The sequence below is a fragment of the Streptomyces sp. NPDC001843 genome (genome assembly GCF_042891955.1).
Lineage (GTDB): Bacteria > Actinomycetota > Actinomycetes > Streptomycetales > Streptomycetaceae > Streptomyces.
In genome coordinates this window covers 383,650-401,845 of the sequence record NZ_JBIATQ010000004.1, presented here as the reverse complement: position 1 = coordinate 401,845, position 18,196 = coordinate 383,650, and the positions used below count along the sequence as shown (strand labels likewise).

Below are 18,196 nucleotides of genomic sequence, written 5' to 3'. Positions count from 1 at the left end.
CCCGGCCACTAGGCTGCGAGCCTGCCGCGTGGACAGCGACGTCCGTCCGGTCCGCGCGTGCGACGAGCCGCCGTCGACGGAAGCGAGTTGGACCTTGAACTTCCTTACCATCGGTCACCGCGGGGTCATGGGTGTCGAGCCCGAGAACACCCTCCGTTCCTTCGTCGCCGCGCAAGCGGCCGGCCTCGACCTGATCGAACTCGATCTGCACCTGAGCAAGGACGGTGCCCTCGTCGTCATGCACGACGAGGACGTGGACCGCACGACCGACGGCACCGGCGCGATCGCCGAGAAGACCCTCGCCGAGCTGCGCACCCTGGACGCGGGCGACGGCGAGCGGGTGCCGGTGTTCGAGGAGGTCCTGGACGCCGTGAGGGCGCCGCTGCAGGCGGAGATCAAGGACGTCGCCGCGGCCCGGGCGCTGGCCGAGGTGATGCACCGCCGGAACCTGGTCCCCCGGGTGGAGGTGTCCTCCTTCCACGACGAGGCCATCGCCGAGATCGCCCGTCTGGTGCCCGGTGCCCGCACGGCACTGATCGCCAGCCGGTACGGCACCGACGTCGTGGAGCGGGCCGTGGCGGCCGGCGCCGCCACCGTCTGTCTCAACATCCGCCGGCTGACCCTGGAGATCGTCGAGCACGCCCGCAGGGCGGACCTGAGGATCATCGGATGGGTGGTCAACACCCAGGACCACCTGCGGCTCGTGCGCGCCCTCGGGCTGGACGGCGCGACCACCGACTATCCGGAGATCAAGCGCACGGGCCGCTTCACCGCCTGACCGGCACGCCGGAACGATTATGCGAGCGGCTTGACCAGGAGCTCGAACTGCAGGTCGTCCCGTTGCGGGATGCCGAAGCGCTCGTCGCCGTACGGGAAGGGCGTCATCCGCCCCGTACGGCGGTAGCCGCGGCGCTCGTACCAGGCGATCAGGTCGTCGCGCACGGAGATCACCGTCATGTGCATCTCCGCGACGCCCCAGCTCTCGCGGGCCTGCCGCTCCGCCTCCGCGATGATGACCTTGCCCAGGCCCGCGCCCTGCAGCGCCGGGCTCACCGCGAACATGCCGAAGTAGGCGTGGTCGCCGCGGTGCTCCAGCTGGCAGCAGGCGACGACCCTGCCGTCCCGCTCGACCGTCAGCAGCCGGCTGTCCGGCGCCTTGATGACCTGGAGCACCCCTTCCGGGTCCGTCCGCTGCCCCTGGAGGATGTCCGCCTCGGTGGTCCAGCCGGTCCGGCTGTCGTCGCCCCGGTAGGCCGACTCGATCAGCGCGACCAGCGCGTCCACGTCGGCGTCGGTGGCATCTCGGAAGATCAGTCCGGCAGCGGCGGTGTCCATGGCGAAACGTCTCCGATCTCTGGCGCGGCAGGGCAGAACGAGAGTAAGCCTGCCACTACCCTCCGGGTGCATGGTGCACGTACTCAGCAGCCGGACACTCCTGCGCCCGACCGACCCCGAACGCTCCCGGGAGTTCTACCAGCGACAGCTCGGACTGCCCGTCTACCGCGAGTTCGGTACGGGGCCGGAGCGGGGCACCGTCTATTTCCTCGGCGGCGGTTTCCTCGAGGTCTCCGGGCGGTCCGAGACCCCGCCGTCCCCGGCGGTACGGCTGTGGCTCCAGGTCGCCGACCTCGCGGAAACCCACCGGGAACTGGTCGAGCGCGGTGTCGAGGTCGTCCGGCCGCCTCTGAAGGAGCCCTGGGGGCTGGTGGAGATGTGGGTCGCGGACCCGGACGGGGTGCCGATCGTGCTGGTGGAGGTGCCGGCCGATCATCCGCTGCGGTACCGGCCGGGCATCTGACCGCTTCCTCGGCGCGGCCGGTGCTCCCAGCCTCGGTCCGTGCGGGTCAGTTCGCGAAAGCCGGCCGTGCGCAGTGTGGCGAGCCGGGTGTGGTCGTCGGCGGGTTCGTAGGCGAGGAGGCGGTCGACGCCGGACAGGCGCAGCCAGTCTGCGGCGTGCCCCAGGAGCCGCTGTTCCCACCCGGCTCCGTGCCGTGCGGGGTCGACATGCAGGTTGCCGACGTCGGCGAGCCCGGCGGCGCGGGCCTGGCGCTCGGGGCGGGCGAGGGAGGTGTCGACCTCGACGAAGCCGACGGGCTGCCCGGCCTCGCACGCGGTGAGGCGGGTGCCGCACTCCCCGACCGTGCGCTCGACGGTGACGCCGGGGCGGGGTTCGAGGCGGGGCAGCTCGGACACCTGCGCGAGGAGGATCACCTCGGTGGAACCGGTGTGCCGGAAACCGGCGCGCTCGTAGACGGATCGGACGTGCGGCCAGTTCCGGGGCAGGCCGTAGACCACGGGGGCGGGCAGATCGCCCGAGGCGTACCGGAGGCGGACCTGCCAGCGGGCGAGCTGGGCGAGGCAGGCGGCCATGAGAAGGTCGGCGGCCTTGTCGGTGCCCGGACGGAAGGAGGCCGGCGGATGCCACAGGAACCAGGCGATCTCGCCGGCGTTCCGTAAGTCGGCGCCGACCTCGGCGTCGGAGCGGTAGCGCAGCAGGTGGGCCGCGGCCACGAGCTGCCGGCGCAGCTCGGCGACGAGGGTGACCCGCTCCGCGACCCACGGGTCGGTGACGAATTCTTCCGGCTGCCGCTCAAGGCTGCTGAGCACGGTGTTCACGGAGACGGACACACCGGGGACGACGGCGGCGGCATGGGCGTTGACCAGCTCGGTCAGCTGGTCGCGGTCGTCGCGGTGGAAGGGGCGTACCTGGGACATGCGTGACCTCCGGTCCGGGACGTGATCGGGAGGCCGCCATGCGATGCGGTACGGGCCGAGCGTACGCCGGCACCGACGGCCCCCGCGAGGGATTTCCGGACGCCCCGGCGGTCACGCCAGCGGTGTCACCGTCACCTGGTCGATGACCGGGGCGTGCGCGGAGCGCTGACCGTGGGCGTTCAGGCCGGTGCCGTCGAAGTCGGGGAGTTCGTCGGCGGTGACGACGACGCTGTTGGCGCCCGCGCGCAGGGTGACGGGGACGGAGAGCTCGAAGAAGTTGTTGAAGTGGAAGGTGGTGGGGAAAAGCACGCGTTGCGTGGGGGCGTCGTTCACGGTGAGGTCCGCGTGACGGCAGACCGGGTCGGGGTTGTAGTGGGTGGCGGGCGGCTGCTCGCCGTTGGAGTAGCGGATGGTCAGCGCGTGCCGTCCGGCGCGCTCCGCCGTCACGGTCAGGGTGAGCGCGTTCGCCGGTCCGTCGCCGATGCCGTCCACCGCCTTGCCTCCGGTGGCGAAGGTGTAGGCGCCGGTGGCGTGCGCCCGGCCGGTCAGTACGCCTTCCTCGGCCGGGTACGCAGTGGTGGGCAGCAGGCCGCGGGACGGCCCGACCAACAGCCGGTCCAGCACGAGCCGGTCCGTAGTGCCGGTGACCGTGATCTTGTTGATGCCGCCGGCCAGGAAGAGCGGTACGGCGGTGCGTCGGACCGGTCCGATCTCCTCACCGTTCACCGTGAGCAGGCCCTCCCCCGCTCCGAGGATGTCGACGGTGACGCTCGCCTCGCCGTCGGCGGGGGCGTGCACCCAGAAGGTGGCGGTGCCCCCGCGGGGCAGAACGACCGCGCCGGGTCCGGAGGCACCGCGGTGCGTGTAGTCCACGTGTGCCCCGCTCCCGAGCGAGGCGTACTCGGCGTCGTACAGTGCGGGCGCGGTCACGTGCTCGTCGCGCAGGACCAGGTCCAGCCGGTCGACGACCGCGTCGCCCCGGGTGACTCCCAGGTCGGTGTCGCGGGCGGCCAGGGTGAGGGTGTGGCGGCCCGCGGTCAGTTCCACCCGGGTGTCGGTGCGTCCCCAGACCGCCCACTTGTAGCCGAGGGGCAGCCGTAGTTCCTGCGGCTGTACGCCGTCGACGCGCAGGAAGACGTTGGTGGGGCCCTGCTCGCGCACCCCTTCGGCGAGGTTGTGGGAGTTCGCGAGGACACCGACGTCGTACGTCCCGTCGCACGGCACCTCGACGTCGAAGGCGAGGACCAGGTCGGAACCGGTACGCAGGCCGCCGACGTGGTGGCCGCCGGAGGTGGCGAACTTCTCGACGTCGGCCGGGGAGCCCTCGGGTCCGTGCACGACGTACCCGTCACCGGTGTGCGCGGCGTCCTCCGCCTCGTACGAGCGACGCCAGCCGATCGAGGGCGGCGCCGGAACGGCCCCGTTGCCGCCGGGCGAGAGGATCACCTGGTAGGCGGACATCTCCTGCAGCTCGGGAAGGTCCAGGGTCACCTTGTCGTCCTCGACGGGAAGTTCGAGGTCGGCGAGCCGCAACGGCTGTGCCGAGGCGCCCACTTGTCCCGTCCACGGGATCTCCAGCAGCCGTATGTGCACGACCGTGCCGAACGTCTCCGCGTCCACACCCGCGAAGACCAGCTCCGCGCCGCCGCTTCCGCCCCCGAGGAGCACCCGTGCCTGCCGCTTGTCCCCGTCGAGGGCGGCGACGCCCTGGAGGGTGTACTGCACGTTGGGCTGCGGCGCGGTGACCTGGACCGTGTGGCCGGTGAGCCCGCCGTAGGCGTTGAACAGCCACCACTGGCCGTTGCCCTTGTTGGCCTCGACCGCGGAGTCGTTGAGGTTGCCGTCGATGTTCCAGTACGCCATGTCGGCGTCGACCTTGGACTCCTCCAGGGCGGCGATCCACTGCACCATCTGGCCGGGCACGGACAGGTGGTAGTTGTGGGCGTACTCGTTGATGTTGACCGGCAGCGGGCCGATCCCCAACTCGCGCTCCAGTTCACGGTATGTGGCGACGTTCGTGCGGATCTCGTCCGGTGACGACAGCTCGTGCCAGGTCACCACGTCGGGGAGGACGCCGTGGTCGCGGGCGAACTCCAGGAAGCCCCGGACCTCTTCGTACAGGATGCAGGTGTTGGGTCCGGCGATGCGCGCGTCGGGGTCGAGGCCCCTGATGAGCTCGTACATGTCCCGCCACGCGGCGAAGTAGTGGGTGGGGTCGTCCCGCCAGGAGACCGTGTCGTAGCTCCACTCGCCCGTGCCGAACATGTTGCCCTCGGGCTCGTTGAAGGGCACGTACACCACGTGCGACTTCAGGGGACCGAGGGTCAGCACCTGCTCGACCTGGCGGCGGACCCGGTCCCGGAAGTCGGCCAGCCGTTCCTCGCCCGTGGCGCCGGGCCACTCGTAGGGGAAGCCGCGGTAGATGTCGGTCATGTAGACGTACACGTCCCGGCCACCCGCCGCGACGAAGGACGGCAAGATCTCCAGGGCGTCGGCACCCGGGTGCTGGGTGCCGTCCTGGGCCTTGGTGGCGACCGTGCGGACGTACATGCCCTCGACGACGTTGCGGCTGGGCACACCCTCGCCGTACAGCCCGTACAGGGTACCGCTCGCGCCGCCGTGGACGGGGCCGGTGTCGGTGCCGAGGTCGACGGTGAGCGTCTGGGCGGCGGAGGGTGGGGTGGTCACGACACGTCCTGTTCGTCATCTCGTACGTCAGTCGGCAAACCGAACGTGTCGACCGTAGGGATCACTCCGGGCACCCGTCAACGGTCGCGACGACCGCGGCTCAGGCGCGCAGCGCGCCCATCCGTCCCTCGAGGCGGGTCAGCAGCTCTGCCAGCAGGCCGGCCAGGTCACCCTGGCCCTCCGGCGCCAGCACGGACAGGACGGCGGTCTCGTAGGCGAGTTGCTCGGGCAGGATGCCGTCCACCAGGGCGCGACCGGAGTCGGTGAGACGGAGGTGGGCCACCCGGCGGTCTCGGGTGTCGCCACGGCGCTCGACCAAGCCCCGCTCGGTGAGCTGCTTGAGACGCTTGGTGACGGCCGCACCGGAGGAGAAGGTCTCCCGGGCCAGCTCGCTCGGGGTCAGTTCGTGGCCGGTGCGGCGAAGCGCACCGAGCAGGTCGAACTCGGGGCGGCTGAGCCCGGCCCGGCGCAGGGGGGCGTCCTCCGCCTGCTGCAGGAGGGCGGCGCAGCGGTTGATGCGGCCGATGACCTCCATCGGGCCGGTGTCCAGCTCGGGGTGGACGGCACGCCACTGCCGGACGACCGCGGCGACGGTGTCGCCCCTCGCCGCGTCGCCGTCGGCCGCCGGTCGTCCGCTCGTCCCCGTCATGGCCGTATGTCCTCCGTAGTCCTCGCCCGAGCCGAAGGGCCGGGGCCCTTCGCCGACTCCCCGTCGTCGCCCGGCGGGGCGGACGGGAGTTCGACGACGGGGCCCAGCCCCTGGTGTCGTACCGTCGCGGCGAGCGTACGGTGTCCGGACTGCTCGGCGAGCACGACCCGCTCCTGCGGCAGGGCACGCTGCCACCACTCGCCCGACGCGGCGTCGGCCGTGGCACGCAGTTCCACGAGGGCGGCGGCCAGCGAGCGGCGGGCCGCTTCGAGGACGCGGGGGTCGGGGCACGGCTCGGCGAGCAGGCGGGCGGCACGTTCGCGAGCCCGCTCGGCGGTGGTCAGGGCGTGTTCGAGGCGGTCGCCCGCCCGCCGGTTGGTGACGGCGACGGCGGCGGCGAAACCGACGAGCGCGCCGAGCAGGGTGTCCGCGACCCGATCGTAGATCAACGCCGCGGAGTCCTGTGTCCGGGTGAACTCGGTGACGAACAGTGCCATCGGGGTGACACAGACGCTGCCGAGCCAGTAGTTGCGGGCCATCAGCGCCTCGGCACCGAAGTTGAGCGCGACGCAGCACAGCACCAGGGCCACCGGGTGCGGGTGGACCAGCGGGACCAGCGCGGCGAAGACCAGCACGCCGAGGAGGTTGCCGACGACGCGTTGCACGCCCCGGCTCCAGGTGAGGGTGACGTTGGCCTGGTAGAGGGAGGCGGCGGTGACGACGGCCCAGTAGGGGCGGCCGACACCGAGGGCCAGGGAGACGTAACCGGCGAGTGCGCAGCCGATCGCGGTGCGCGCGGCGATCGGGGCGAGCGGGCCGAGGGCACGCCACCAGGCCGGGTGCGGGGCGGCGCGTTCGGCGTCCACTCCGAGGAGTTCGTCGGCGTCGGCGGCCTCGGGGACGTCGGGCCGGGGTACCCGGCCGGTGCCGCGCAGGGCCCGCGCCCAGCCGCGCAGCCGCTCGGGGTCGGTGTCGGCGGGAGCGACGAGGGCGACCTCCGCACGGACGAGCAGTCGCCCGAGGGCGTGGCGGGTATGGTCGGCACGGGCGCCGGTGGCCAGTGCCGACTGCCATGCCGCGTGCACGGCGGCGGCCGCGGCGGCACGGGTGCGGGCGTGACCGTCGCCGCTGCCGCGCGTGTCGACGTACGCTGCGGCCGCGTCGAGGGCCAGGGCGGTGGCGCGGCGCTCCGGGCCGCAGGGACGCAGCAGGCCGGGCGCCATGCCGACCAGCCAGGCCCAGACGCCGGCGCCCGCGGCCGGTGCGAGATGACCGGGTATCTGACCGAGGGTCTGCGGGGCGAACAGGGCCGCGGAGCTGACGAAGGTCAGGACGACGTTTCCGGGCGGGCCGACGCGGGTGGCGTCGCACACCGCCTTCTGCACGGCGGCCAGGAGCGCACCGACGGTGACCAGGACGACGGCGTCGGTGGTGAGGGACGCCGTGAGCAGGGCGGCGGCGAGCCCGCCCAGCATGCCCAGCACCACCCACGCCAGGGCGCGGGCCCGGGTGGCGTAGGGGCGGTTGTGGCCGTAGAGGGCGCACAGCGCCCCGGCCATCGTGTACATCGCGAGGTCCAGCCGGCCGAGCGCGAGCAGGGTCAGGTTCGGCGGGGCGATCGCGGCGACCACGCTCAGCGCGGGCTTGAACCAGATGTCGGAGGGACGGCCCAGGCGCAGGACGCCGACGAGGGGGAGGCGATGGGGGCGGTGGGGGCGCGCACTGCTCATGGCACAAAATTAGCATGTGTTTTACCTGTAAATCATCTCTGTGGTTGACGCCCCCGCCTGCCGTGCTCCACGGAGTGCTCCCGTGCACCCCGATGCGCTCGCGTGCGCGCCGTACGGACCGGGCATCGCATCCCTCGACCGACAGTGGAGCGCGGAGGTGCGCGTGCACGGACCGACTTCGCCCGGCTGGCTGCTGGTCGCGCTGTGCGCGGCGACCGGGGCCTACTGTCTGCTGCGGATGCGCAGCAGCGTCGAGGAGCAACGCCGTGCCGCGGGCGGCGAGGCACTCATGGGCTTCGGCATGGCCGCGATGGCCGTGCCGGGCGAGGCGTTCAGCCCACCGGCGTGGACCTGGCCGCTCTACGCGGCCGTGTTCGGTGCGGCGGCGCTGCGTGCCCTGTGGGCCGCGCGCGGCAGCCCGCACCATCTGCATCATCTGGTGGGCAGCGCGGCCATGGTCTACATGGCGGTCGCGATGTCGGCCTCCCCCGGCTTCCCCGTATCCCCGGGATCCCCCGGCCCGCAACACGCGCACGGCGGCACGGGGGTCCCGCTGCTGACGGGTGTGCTGCTCCTCTACTTCACCGGCTACGTACTGATCGGCGGAGTCCGGCTGGTCCCCGCCCCCGCCCTGGCCGGTCCGCGGACCGTCCGCTGGGGCGACCGGCCGGAGCTGGCGCGGGCGTGCCGGCTGTCGATGGGGATCGCGATGGTGGCCATGTTGCTGTCCCTCTGAACACACCGGGGCCGCGTGCGGCGCAGGCGTTGCCTGCGTCACTTTGCCACGACGGACCGTACCGCTCGGTAGCCGCCGCTCCTAGAGTGCTGCACATGATGGTCCCCGCGGCACTGCTGCTGCTCGGCGCCCTGACCGCCGTCGTCGGCCCACGGCTGCTCGCCCGGGCGGACTGGACGGACCGTGAACCGGTGGTCGCCCTGTGGGCGTGGCAGTGCGTCGTCGCGGCCGTCCTGTTGTGCTGCGCGTTGTCGATGACGCTCAGCGCCGCCGCTGCCTGGCAGGCGGTGCGGGGGCACGTGTTCGCTTCGGCGCCGAGCGGCGTCGTGGACGCCTATGCCTTCGGCACGGCCGGCCGCTGGGCTGCGGCGACCGCGGTCGCGCTGGCGTGCGGCGGGCTGTGGAGCGCGGCGATGCTGGTCCGCGAGGTGGCGCTGGCCCGCACCCGGCGACGCCGGAGACGGGAAGAACTCCTGGTGCGCTCACCGCTGTTGCCCGGTGAGGAGCCCTCGGGTGGCCGTCTGGTCGTGCTGGAGGGCGAGCGTCCGGACGCCTGGTGGCTGCCGGGCGCCACACCCCGACTGGTCGTCAGTACGGCCGCGTTGCGCCGGTTGAAGGGGCGGCAGCTGGACGCCGTCCTCGCCCATGAGCAGGGACACGCGCAGGCCCGCCACGACTGGCTGCTGCACTGCTCGGCCGCGCTGGCGGGCGGCTTTCCGCAGGTTTCGGTGTTCGCCGCGTTCCGCGACGAGATGCACCGGCTGGTCGAACTCGCCGCCGACGACACGGCCTCCCGCCGCTTCGGCCGCCTGACGACCGCGCTGGCGCTGGTGGAACTCAACGAGGACCGGGGGGTCTTCGGTCCCGCCCCCACCCGGCACACCCACGTTCCGCAACGCGTGCACCGCCTTCTCACTCCCCCGGACCGCCTCACGGCCATGCGCCGCCTGCGGCTGACCGCGGCGGCGGCCGTGGTCCCGGTGATCCCGGTGCTGGTGGCCGTGGTGCCGGGGCTGCGGGCACTGGGGTAGCGCGCGGGCCCGCGCGGTCGGACGGGCCCGGGATTGGCCTCGTCCCGTGTGCTTCGGCGAAGATCGCAGTATGGCCCACCCGTCCCTCGAGTCCCCGCCCCGCCCGCGGGAGTACCGCGCGGCCGTCCTCACCGCCACGGTCCTCGCGCTGTGTTCCGCGCTCCTGCTGACGCTGGTCGCGAGCAGATGGCATCCCCTGGTGGCCCTGGACGGGGACGTCTCGCGCACCACCCACCGGTGGGCGGTCGAGGAGCACGGTGTGACACACACCTTCCGCATCCTGACCGACTGGTTCTGGGACCCGCTGACGATGCGTCTGGGGTGCGCGGCGGCAGCGGTGTGGCTGGTGTGGCGCCGCTCGGCGTGGTGGACGGCCGTGTGGCTGGCGGTGACCTGCGCGGTGGCCGCGGTGGTGCAGCAAACCCTCAAGGACGCCGTCGACCGTCCCCGCCCGGTCTGGCGGGACCCCGTCGACTCCGCCCACTACGCGGCGTTCCCCTCGGGCCACGCCATGACCGCCACTGTGGTCTGCGGCCTGCTGTTGTGGCTGCTCCACCGCTTCGGCGCCGGACGCGCCCTGTGGCGTACGGCCCTCGCCCTCGCCGTCCTCTCCGTGGCGGGCGTCGGCCTGACCCGGGTGTGGCTGGGCGTGCACTGGCCGTCGGACGTGATCGGCGGCTGGCTGCTCGGGGCGCTCCTGGTGGCGCTGGCGGTCGCGGCGTACGAGTCGCCGTGGGGCACTCGGGCACGCTCTCGCTGACGTCCGCGCGGACGCGGGCCGCCGAGGGCGGGCGGTGTCCTCGCGGCGGGTGGGCGAACCGCTGCGGCGGGTGGCCGCGCGGCGCGGGCTGCGCGCTGGTGAACGGGCGTCGGCCTGCGGCGCGGCGGCCCGTAGGGCCCGTGAACGCCTCCCCCGGCCCTGAAGGCGCCGGTAGAGTCCGGCGCATGACCGCCGTCCTCTTCGACTTCTCCGGGACCCTGTTCCGTGTCGAGTCCACCGAGTCCTGGCTGCGCGCCGTACTGGCCGAGTCCGCGCTGGAGCTGCCCGAGCGCGAACTGGCGGCGACGGCACGCGCGTTGGAAGCCGCCGGGGCACTGCCCGGCGGGGCCGCCCCGGTCGAGCTGCCGGCGGAGCTGGCCGGACTGTGGGCGGTCAGGGACGAGAGCGCCGCGCTGCACCGGGCCGCGTACACCGGCCTGTCCCGCCGGGTGCCGCTGCCCGATCCGGGCCTGCACGACGCGTTGTACGACCGGCACATGTCCCCGCGGGCCTGGGCTCCGTACCCGGACGCGGCCGAGGTACTGCGCACCCTGCGCGAGCACGGGATCCCAGTGGGCGTGGTCAGCAACATCGGCTGGGACCTGCGCCCGGTCTTCCGGGAACACGGCCTCGACGCGTACGTCGACACGTACGTGCTGTCCTACGAACACGGTGTCCAGAAGCCTGACCCGCGGCTGTTCGCCACGGCCTGCGAGGCGCTCGGCGTCGACCCTCGGGACGTGCTGATGGTCGGCGACAGCCGGCCCGCGGACGGCGGTGCGGCGGCCCTCGGGTGCCGGGTGCACTTCGTGGACCACCTGCCGGTGTCCGAGCGCCCGGACGCGCTGCTGCCGGTGCTGGACCTGGTGGACACGCCGAGCCGCCCGCCTGAGACGATCCCCCGCGTCGCCCCAGACGGACGGCAGCCCTGAGCGAGCCCCGCGCGAAGCGGTGCCCGATACGTTGAGTATAGTTGGCTGGCAGCCAGTCAACGCAGGAGTTACAGCATGTCCCCGCGCAGCGCCTCGGTCAATGAAGAGTTGCGGCGGCGTTCCCGGGAACGGCTCCTGCAGGCCGCCGTCGAGCTGGTCGGCGAGCACGGGTACGAGGCCACGACCTTGGGCGACATCGCGGACCGGGCGGGCTCGGCACGCGGACTGGTGTCGTACTACTTCCCCGGCAAACGCCAGCTCGTGCAGTCCGCCGTGCACCGGCTGATGCACCGCACGCTGGAGGAGGCGCTGGAGCGTGAGCCGCGCACCGACGACGGGCGGGAGCGGCTGGCGCGGGCCATCGACGCGATCCTGGGCCTGGCCCGGGACCGGCCCGTGCTGATGCGCCAGCACATGGCCGGCCTCCTGCAGGCCGAAGGCCTCGTCCCGTGCCCGGATCAGCGGCGCCTGTCCGAGCTGCTCGGCGACACGGTCGCCAGGTACGGCTCGCATGACGTCCGGGCCGACTACCCCCTGCTGCGCGCGCTGCTGATGGGCGCGGTGTACGCGGCGCTGATCCCGGGCGTGCCGATGCCGATCCCAACGCTGCGGGACGAGCTGTTCAAGCGTTACCGCCTGGACTGGGAGCTGGGCGTCCCGCCCGGGGCCCAGGCTGCCGAGGGCAAGTGCGAGAAGGATCTGTCCCGGTTCTTCGCGACGGAGGAGCGGGCGCGGGACGAGCGGGGCGCCGCCCGCTAGGGCCTGTCCGGCGGATCAGGTCGCAAGAAACGGACGGTGCCTCATCGGCGCTGGCGAGCGGGGCGAATGGGGGTGCCCCCGCGCGAGCTCGGTTCGAGCGTGGGGGAATCGGCAACCGACGACAACGCCGGTGGGGGAACCGCCCGCTCATGGGGGTCCCCCCGCTCGAGCGAAGTCGAGAGTGGGGGGAAGTCGAGAGTGGGGGAGGGCGCGCCAAGCCCCGCGTCTGCGGCATGATCCGCCGGACAGGCCGTAGCAAGGCCCTGGGGCAGTCACTCCATCGGCCCTGTCCGGGGAGTCGCCCCGGTGGGATGCTGGAGCCATGCGTGTCGCCGTCGTCGGCTCCGGGCCGAGCGGGTGCTACACCGCCCAGAGCCTGGTCCAGCTGGACTCCGAGGTCTTCGTCGACGTACTGGACCGCCTGCCGTGTCCGTACGGGCTGGTGCGCTACGGGGTGGCCCCGGACCACGAGAAGATCAAGTCGCTGCAGGGCAGTCTGCGGACGGTGCTGGAGCACGACCGGGTGCGGTTCCTCGGGGGCGTGCGGGTCGGCGGACCCGGCGGGGTGCCGGTGCGGCGGCTGCGGGAGCTGTACCACGCGGTCGTGTACTGCGTGGGCGCCGCGACCGACCGGCACCTCGGCATTCCGGGTGAGGAGCTGCCGGGCAGCTGGTCCGCGACCGAGTTCGTGGCCTGGTACAGCGCGCATCCCGATGCGGTCGAGGCCGGCTTCCTGACCGGGGTCCGGTCGGCCGTGGTCATCGGTGTGGGCAACGTGGCCGTGGACGTCACCCGGATGCTGGCCCGCGGTGCGGCGGAACTCAGCCCGACGGACATGCCGCAGGCGGCGCTGAGCACGCTGGCGGCGAGCGGGGTGCGGGAGGTCCAGATGGTGGGTCGGCGTGGCCCCTCCCAGGCCCGTTTCACCACCAAGGAGCTGCGCGAGCTGGGCAGCCTGCCCGACACCGAGGTCGCCGTGGACCCGGCCGAGCTGGCACTCGACCCGGCGTACGCCGACCCGTCCGGGCTGCCCGCGCCGCAGCGGCGCAACGTGGAGGTGCTGCGCGGCTGGGCGGAGCGGCCGCCCGCGGAGGCGGCGCACCACATCCGGCTGCGCTTCTGTCTGCGCCCCGTCGAACTCCTCGCCGAGGGCGGACGCGTGGGCGCGGTGCGCTTCGAGAGGACCGCGCCGGACGGGCAGGGCGGCGTCACGGGCACCGGCCGGTTCGAGGACGTGGCGGCCCAGTTGGTGCTCCGCTCGGTCGGCTACCGCGGAGTGCCCCTGGAGGGTCTGCCGTTCGACACGGCGAGCGGCACGGTGCCGAACGTGCAGGGCAGGGTGGTGCGCGGGTCCGCCGTGTCGCCGGGTGAGTACGTGGCCGGCTGGATCAAGCGTGGCCCCACGGGCGTGATCGGCACCAACCGCCCGTGCGCCAAGGAGACGGCGACCTCCCTGGTCGCGGACGCCCCCGCGCTCGTCCGCAAGGCCGTCCCGGACGATCCCCTCGCGGTGCTGCGGGCTGCCGGGATCGAGCCGGTGCCGTGGGCGGGCTGGCAGGCGATCGAGCGGGCCGAGGCGGCGCTCGGGGCCTCGCTCGGGCGGAGCGTGGTCAAGCTGGCCGACTGGGAGTCACTGCTGGCGGCGGCACGGACGGCGGCACCTTGAGACCCGGGCCCCACTGATGACCGGGCGCGTGCGCCCGGTTGCGTCTAGAGGCATGTCGCGGTCCGGACGAGGCCGGCGACGGCTCTGGACCGGCTGTGGGGCGGCCACGCGATCACCGTGGTGACCGCCGGCGCGTCCAGCACCGGCACCGCGGCGAGGGCGTCCCCCAGATGTGCCCGGGACGACTCCGGCAGGATCGCACAGGCGCGGCCGAGCGCGATCAGCTGGAGCAACTGCGCATGATCCCGGACCTGTGGACCGGGACCGTCCGGGTAGGCGCCGCCGGGGCCGGGCCAGCGGGGCAGCGGCAGGCCGGGCAGGTCGGCGACCTCGGCCATCCGCACGTGTGTCCGCCTCGTGAGGGGGTGTCCGGCCGGCAGGATCACCACCTGCCCCTCCGTGCGGAGCTCTTCGGTGTCCAGACCGGCCGTCGTGTCGAACGGCCGGTGCAGCAGGGCCACGTCGGCCCGGCCGTCGCGCAGCAGCCGTTCCTGCTCGCCGATACCGCACAGGAGCACGTCGACGGTGACCGCATCGGGTTCGGCGGCATAGGCGTCGAGCAGTCGCGCCAGCAGTTCACCGGCCGCGCCGGCCTTCGCGACGAGGACCACGCCGGCCTGGCCGGTCGCGGCGAGCGCGGCGCGGCGGACGCGACGTTCGGCGGCTTCGACCGCGTCCAGCGCCGCCCTGCCCTCCTCCAGGAGCACCACCCCGGCGTCGGTGAGCGTGACGGCGCGGCTGGTGCGTTCGAGCAGCGCCGCCCCGAGACGCCGTTCCAGTTGGCGGATCGCCCGCGACAGCGGGGGCTGCGCGATCCCCAGCCGCTGTGCCGCCCTCCCGAAGTGCAGCTCTTCCGCGACGGCGACGAAGTACCGCAACTCCCGTGTCTCCACGCCGCCATGCTATCCCCACCTGGGGCGATACCCGTGCGGTATCGCCGCCCACCCGATCGGTGTTGGCCGGCTCCCGCCGGACCGGGACAGGATCAGTCCCATGAGTGAACACAGGACCGCGCTGGTGACCGGCGCGAACAAGGGCATCGGGTACGAGATCGCGGCCGGTCTCGGCGCCCTCGGCTGGAAGGTCGGTGTCGGCGCCCGGAACGAGGAGCGCCGGGAGGCCGCCGTGGCGAAGCTGCGTGCCGCCGGCTTCGACGCGTTCGGCGTGCCGCTCGACGTGACCGACGACGCGAGCGTGGCAGCCGCCGCCGAGCTGATCGAGAACGGCGCCGGACGCCTCGACGTGCTCGTCAACAACGCCGGCATCACCGGCAGTGCGCAACAGCTGCCCACCACGGTCGATCCGGCGACGGTGCGGGCGGCCGTGGAGACCAACGTCATCGGCGTCATCCGCGTCACCAACGCGATGCTGCCGTTGCTGCGCCGCTCGACGTCGCCACGGATCGTGAACATGTCCAGCAGCGTCGGGTCGCTCACCCTGCAGACCACGCCCGGCGCCGAAGTGGGCCCGATCGCCGCCGCCTACTCACCGTCGAAGACGTTCCTCAACGCCGTCACGGTCCAGTACGCCAAGGAGCTGCGCGACACGAACATCCTGATCAACGCCGCGTGCCCCGGCTACTGCGCGACCGACCTCAACGGATTCCGCGGGTTCCGCACCCCGGAGCAGGGCGCGGCTGTCGCCATCAGGCTCGCGACCCTGCCGGACGACGGCCCGACCGGCGAGTTCTTCGACGACGCGGGGACGGTGCCCTGGTGAGCTGTGCCTGCGCACCGGCGCCGGTGCGCAGGCACAAAGTGGTGGCCCTCCGGCGGGGCCGCCCTCACCCCTTGCGGAACAGCCCGGTCGGCACCGCGGCTGCCAGCTTCCCGTACCCCGTCGGGTTCAGGTGCAGCCAGTCACCGTCATGCAGGGTGGGCTGCAGGCGGCGCGGGTTGTCCGGGTCCCGTACCGCACGGTCGAAGTCGATGACCGCGTCGAAGTGACCGGGGGTGCGGATCCAGGCGTTGACGCGCTGCCGGGAGGCTTCGCGCTCGCCCGCCGTGTCGTCGTAGAAACTGCCGCCGAAGGGCGTCACGGTGGCGCCGTAGACGCGGATGCCCTGGGCGTGGGCGCGGACGACGATCTGCCGGTAGGCGGCGATCAGGTCGTCGGTGACCCGGCGCTGGGCATCGGGCGTGGCGTCGGCGGTGCCGATGTCGTTGACGCCCTCGAAGACGATCAGCCACGAGACGCCGCTACGGGAGAGGACGTCGCGGTCGAGGCGGGCGAGGACGTTGGGGCCGAGCCCGTCGTTGAGGACGCGGTTGCCGCCCGCGGCCTGGTTCAGCACGGCGATGCCGGAGGTCGCGGCGCGGCTGCGGAGCCGGTCGAAGAACTGGTCGGGCCAGCGGTCGTTGCCGTTGGTGGTGGAGCCGCGGCCGTCGGTCAGGGAGTCGCCCAGGATCGCCAGGGCCTCGGTGGCCGCGGGTGCCAGGACCTCCACGTCGCTCAGCAGGTACCAGTGGTTGACCGGGGTCGCGCCCGGCAGATCCTGGTCCTGGGTGTGGTCGCCGCCGATCAGGTACGAGGTGGTGCGCGAGCCCGGGTGGGAGGTGAGCGCGAGCGACGGCTGGCCCTGCGCCAGGTACGCCGTGACGGTCAGGGCGGATCCGGCCGGCAGGTCGAGGGCCAGGGGATCGGAGACGACCTGGGCACCCACGGGGACGGTCGTGGAGGCGTGCCCCGAGAAGGTCGCCCGGCGGGTGCTGCCGGGCTCGATCGCGCTGACTCCCGCCTTTCCGCCCTGTGGCAGCGCCACCGTCACCGCGGTGAGCGGCAGCGGGGTGTCACCGTAGGCGTTGGAGAAGCGCAGCCGGATGCGGTGGCCTCCGGTGGTCACCCGCAGGGTCTGCCGCAGGGTCGTGTCGGCCAGGACGGACTTCTCGCCCGTGAACGGCGCGGGCGGCAGGTTGGCGGGTTCGGTGAGCTGCGGCATCGCGGTCCAGGTGTTCACCCAGTGCGGACCGGAGGGCTGGTGGGCAGTGGCTTGCGGTGCGGTGGGCCGGGACCTGACCAGGGCTGTGAGCGCCGACGACGTCACCACGAGGGCGAGCGCGAGGACGCAGGTGCTGATCAGGGTGGCGAGTGGGACACGTCGGGGCGGCTTCACTGGGCTCTTCCTGTACGGGGGGCGGGTGGCGGGTGCGCGCCGTACTCCCCTCCGGCGCGCACCCGGGTCTGTCAACTGACAGTGCAGGCGGTGCCGTTGAGGGTGTAGGCGGTGGGCGCGGCGCTGTTGCCGGTGTGCGTCGCCTGGTAGCCGATGCCGACGCTCGCGTTCGGCGCGATCGTGCCGTTGTAGGAGACGTTGGTGGCCGTCACCGCCCCGGAGGCCGGGCTGTAGGTGGCGTTCCAGCCGCCCGTGATGGTCTGGCCGGAGGGCAGGGTGAAGCCGAGTTTCCAGCCGGTGACCGCTGTCGTCCCGGTGTTGGTGATGGTCACGGAGGCGGTCAGACCGGTGCTCCAGGCGTTCGTGGTGACCGTCACCTTGCAGGGCCCGGCGGGAGGCGGGGGTACGGTGCCGCCGCTGTCGAGGCCGAAGAAGTGCAGCGCGCGGGCCCCCATGCCATAGGTGTACAGGTTGTGTCCGACGCCCTGGAGGCTGATGGCCTCGACGGGGGCCCGGTCACCGGTGGAGCCGTAGCGGGTGCGGGTCCAGCCGGACTGGGGCGAGTCGGTGGCGGCGGGCGTCCGGCTCACGCCGAGGACGTCGGTCCACTGCTTGATCGCCTCCCCGAAGTTGGGGTAGCGCAGCACGTCGTCCTCGGTGCCGTGCCACAGCTGCATCCGCGGCCGAGGGCCGGTGTAGCCGGGGTAGGCGGCCCGGACCAGGTCGCCCCACTCCTTCGCGGTGTGGGTGAGGTTGCCGCCGGAGCACGTGCTGTTCCACTCCGAGCCGTCGGTGGTGGCGAAGCAGCCGAAGGGCACCCCGGAGAACGCGGCGCCCGCGGCGAAGACGTCCGGGTAGTCGCCGAGCAGGACGTTCGTCATCATCGCGCCCGACGAGATGCCGGTGACGAACACCTTGCCGGTGTCGGCAGAGTAGGTGCGGGTCGCCCAGTCCACCATCGACCTGATGCCGACGGGGTCGCTGCCGCCGCCGTGGCGCAGGGCCTGCGGGGAGGAGACGTCGAAGCACTTGCTGGCCCGGGTCACCGACGGGTACACGACGACGAACCCGTACTGGTCGGCCAGTTGGGCCCACTCCGTGCCCGAGTACATCGCGGAGGCCGACCCGCCGCACCAGTGGACGGCCACCACGATCGCCGGGTGCGCGGTGACGCCGCTCGGCACGTACACGTACATCTGCAGGTTGCTTGGGTTGTCGCCGAAGCCGGTGACCTCGGTGAGCTGGGCCGTGGGCACGGCGGCGGGGGCGTCCGTGCGAGCCGCGGCCGGCGGCGCGGTGAGGAACACCGCTGCGAGGAGCGGGAGCAGCGCCGCGAGGAGTGCGGTCAGTGTGCGCCGTAATGGCACCGTGGGGGGCATGTCCTTGTCCCTTCCTGGTTCAGCAGGAGGAATCCGTCG

General features: G+C 73.1%; 17 protein-coding genes. 9 read left to right on the top strand and 8 right to left on the bottom strand.

Annotation, left to right across the window (positions count from 1 at the left end; translation table 11 throughout):
* The first annotated feature begins 94 nt into the window (after positions 1-94).
* Entirely contained in the window at positions 95-778 is a 684-nt protein-coding gene (locus tag ACFYZQ_RS13250; protein WP_389145737.1) for a glycerophosphodiester phosphodiesterase, read from the top strand.
* Positions 779-795: 17 nt separating this feature from the next.
* Here ACFYZQ_RS13250 and ACFYZQ_RS13245 read toward each other — a convergent pair whose 3' ends face one another.
* Positions 796-1,371 carry a GNAT family N-acetyltransferase gene (locus tag ACFYZQ_RS13245; protein ID WP_389146235.1) on the bottom strand — a complete coding sequence of 192 codons (576 nt, stop codon included), beginning with the start codon at positions 1,369-1,371 and terminating at the stop codon, positions 796-798.
* Positions 1,372-1,405: 34 nt separating this feature from the next.
* Here ACFYZQ_RS13245 and ACFYZQ_RS13240 point away from each other — a divergent pair, with 34 nt between their 5' ends.
* Complete coding sequence (locus tag ACFYZQ_RS13240; protein WP_389145734.1) at positions 1,406-1,798, top strand: VOC family protein; 393 nt, start codon at positions 1,406-1,408, stop codon at positions 1,796-1,798.
* Here the strand turns inward: ACFYZQ_RS13240 and ACFYZQ_RS13235 are convergent.
* The 4 genes from ACFYZQ_RS13235 to ACFYZQ_RS13220 form a co-directional block, all read right to left on the bottom strand.
* On the bottom strand, positions 1,768-2,715 hold the full coding sequence (locus ACFYZQ_RS13235) for an N-acetyltransferase (protein WP_389145731.1): 948 nt from the start codon (positions 2,713-2,715) through the stop codon (positions 1,768-1,770). The two genes, ACFYZQ_RS13240 and ACFYZQ_RS13235, sit on opposite strands and share 31 nt — an antisense overlap.
* A 111-nt stretch (positions 2,716-2,826) precedes the next feature.
* On the bottom strand, positions 2,827-5,403 hold the full coding sequence (locus ACFYZQ_RS13230; RefSeq protein WP_389145728.1) for a cellulosome protein: 2,577 nt from the start codon (positions 5,401-5,403) through the stop codon (positions 2,827-2,829).
* Between the two features lie 100 nt (positions 5,404-5,503).
* Positions 5,504-6,052 carry a MarR family winged helix-turn-helix transcriptional regulator gene (locus ACFYZQ_RS13225; protein WP_389145725.1) on the bottom strand — a complete coding sequence of 183 codons (549 nt, stop codon included), beginning with the start codon at positions 6,050-6,052 and terminating at the stop codon, positions 5,504-5,506.
* Entirely contained in the window at positions 6,049-7,782 is a 1,734-nt protein-coding gene (locus tag ACFYZQ_RS13220; RefSeq protein WP_389145723.1) for an FUSC family protein, read from the bottom strand. The genes ACFYZQ_RS13225 and ACFYZQ_RS13220 overlap by 4 nt, the downstream gene beginning before the upstream one ends.
* 163 nt (positions 7,783-7,945) lie before the next feature.
* Here ACFYZQ_RS13220 and ACFYZQ_RS13215 point away from each other — a divergent pair, with 163 nt between their 5' ends.
* From ACFYZQ_RS13215 to ACFYZQ_RS13190, 6 genes are all read left to right on the top strand, one after another.
* Positions 7,946-8,518 (top strand): DUF5134 domain-containing protein, encoded by a 573-nt coding sequence (locus ACFYZQ_RS13215; RefSeq protein ID WP_389145720.1) that lies wholly within the window; start codon positions 7,946-7,948, stop codon positions 8,516-8,518.
* A gap of 95 nt (positions 8,519-8,613) precedes the next feature.
* Entirely contained in the window at positions 8,614-9,549 is a 936-nt protein-coding gene (locus tag ACFYZQ_RS13210; protein ID WP_389145717.1) for a M56 family metallopeptidase, read from the top strand.
* Positions 9,550-9,619: 70 nt separating this feature from the next.
* A complete protein-coding gene (locus ACFYZQ_RS13205) occupies positions 9,620-10,309 on the top strand; it encodes a phosphatase PAP2 family protein (protein ID WP_389145715.1) in 690 nt (229 codons plus the stop codon).
* Positions 10,310-10,494: 185 nt separating this feature from the next.
* Positions 10,495-11,241 carry an HAD family hydrolase gene (locus ACFYZQ_RS13200; RefSeq protein ID WP_389145713.1) on the top strand — a complete coding sequence of 249 codons (747 nt, stop codon included), beginning with the start codon at positions 10,495-10,497 and terminating at the stop codon, positions 11,239-11,241.
* A 75-nt stretch (positions 11,242-11,316) separates the two neighbouring features.
* Positions 11,317-12,000, top strand: coding sequence for a TetR/AcrR family transcriptional regulator (locus ACFYZQ_RS13195; protein ID WP_389145710.1), 684 nt, complete (start codon positions 11,317-11,319; stop codon positions 11,998-12,000).
* Between the two features lie 322 nt (positions 12,001-12,322).
* Positions 12,323-13,666: an FAD-dependent oxidoreductase gene (locus ACFYZQ_RS13190; protein ID WP_389145707.1), complete on the top strand. Its 1,344-nt coding sequence runs from the start codon at positions 12,323-12,325 to the stop codon at positions 13,664-13,666.
* Between the two features lie 44 nt (positions 13,667-13,710).
* Here the strand turns inward: ACFYZQ_RS13190 and ACFYZQ_RS13185 are convergent, their stop codons facing one another.
* Positions 13,711-14,559, bottom strand: a complete 849-nt coding sequence (locus ACFYZQ_RS13185; protein WP_389145704.1) for a LysR family transcriptional regulator — start codon at positions 14,557-14,559, stop codon at positions 13,711-13,713.
* Between the two features lie 100 nt (positions 14,560-14,659).
* On the opposite strand from ACFYZQ_RS13185, the gene ACFYZQ_RS13180 reads away from it, so the two are divergent.
* Positions 14,660-15,385, top strand: coding sequence for an SDR family oxidoreductase (locus tag ACFYZQ_RS13180; RefSeq protein WP_389145701.1), 726 nt, complete (start codon positions 14,660-14,662; stop codon positions 15,383-15,385).
* A gap of 64 nt (positions 15,386-15,449) precedes the next feature.
* On the opposite strand, the gene ACFYZQ_RS13175 is transcribed toward ACFYZQ_RS13180, so the two are convergent.
* Together ACFYZQ_RS13175 and ACFYZQ_RS13170 are read right to left on the bottom strand one after the other, a co-directional pair.
* Positions 15,450-16,778 (bottom strand): SGNH/GDSL hydrolase family protein, encoded by a 1,329-nt coding sequence (locus tag ACFYZQ_RS13175; protein ID WP_389145697.1) that lies wholly within the window; start codon positions 16,776-16,778, stop codon positions 15,450-15,452.
* A 71-nt stretch (positions 16,779-16,849) separates the two neighbouring features.
* A complete protein-coding gene (locus tag ACFYZQ_RS13170) occupies positions 16,850-18,157 on the bottom strand; it encodes a PHB depolymerase family esterase (RefSeq protein ID WP_389145694.1) in 1,308 nt (435 codons plus the stop codon).
* Positions 18,158-18,196: the final 39 nt, after the last annotated feature.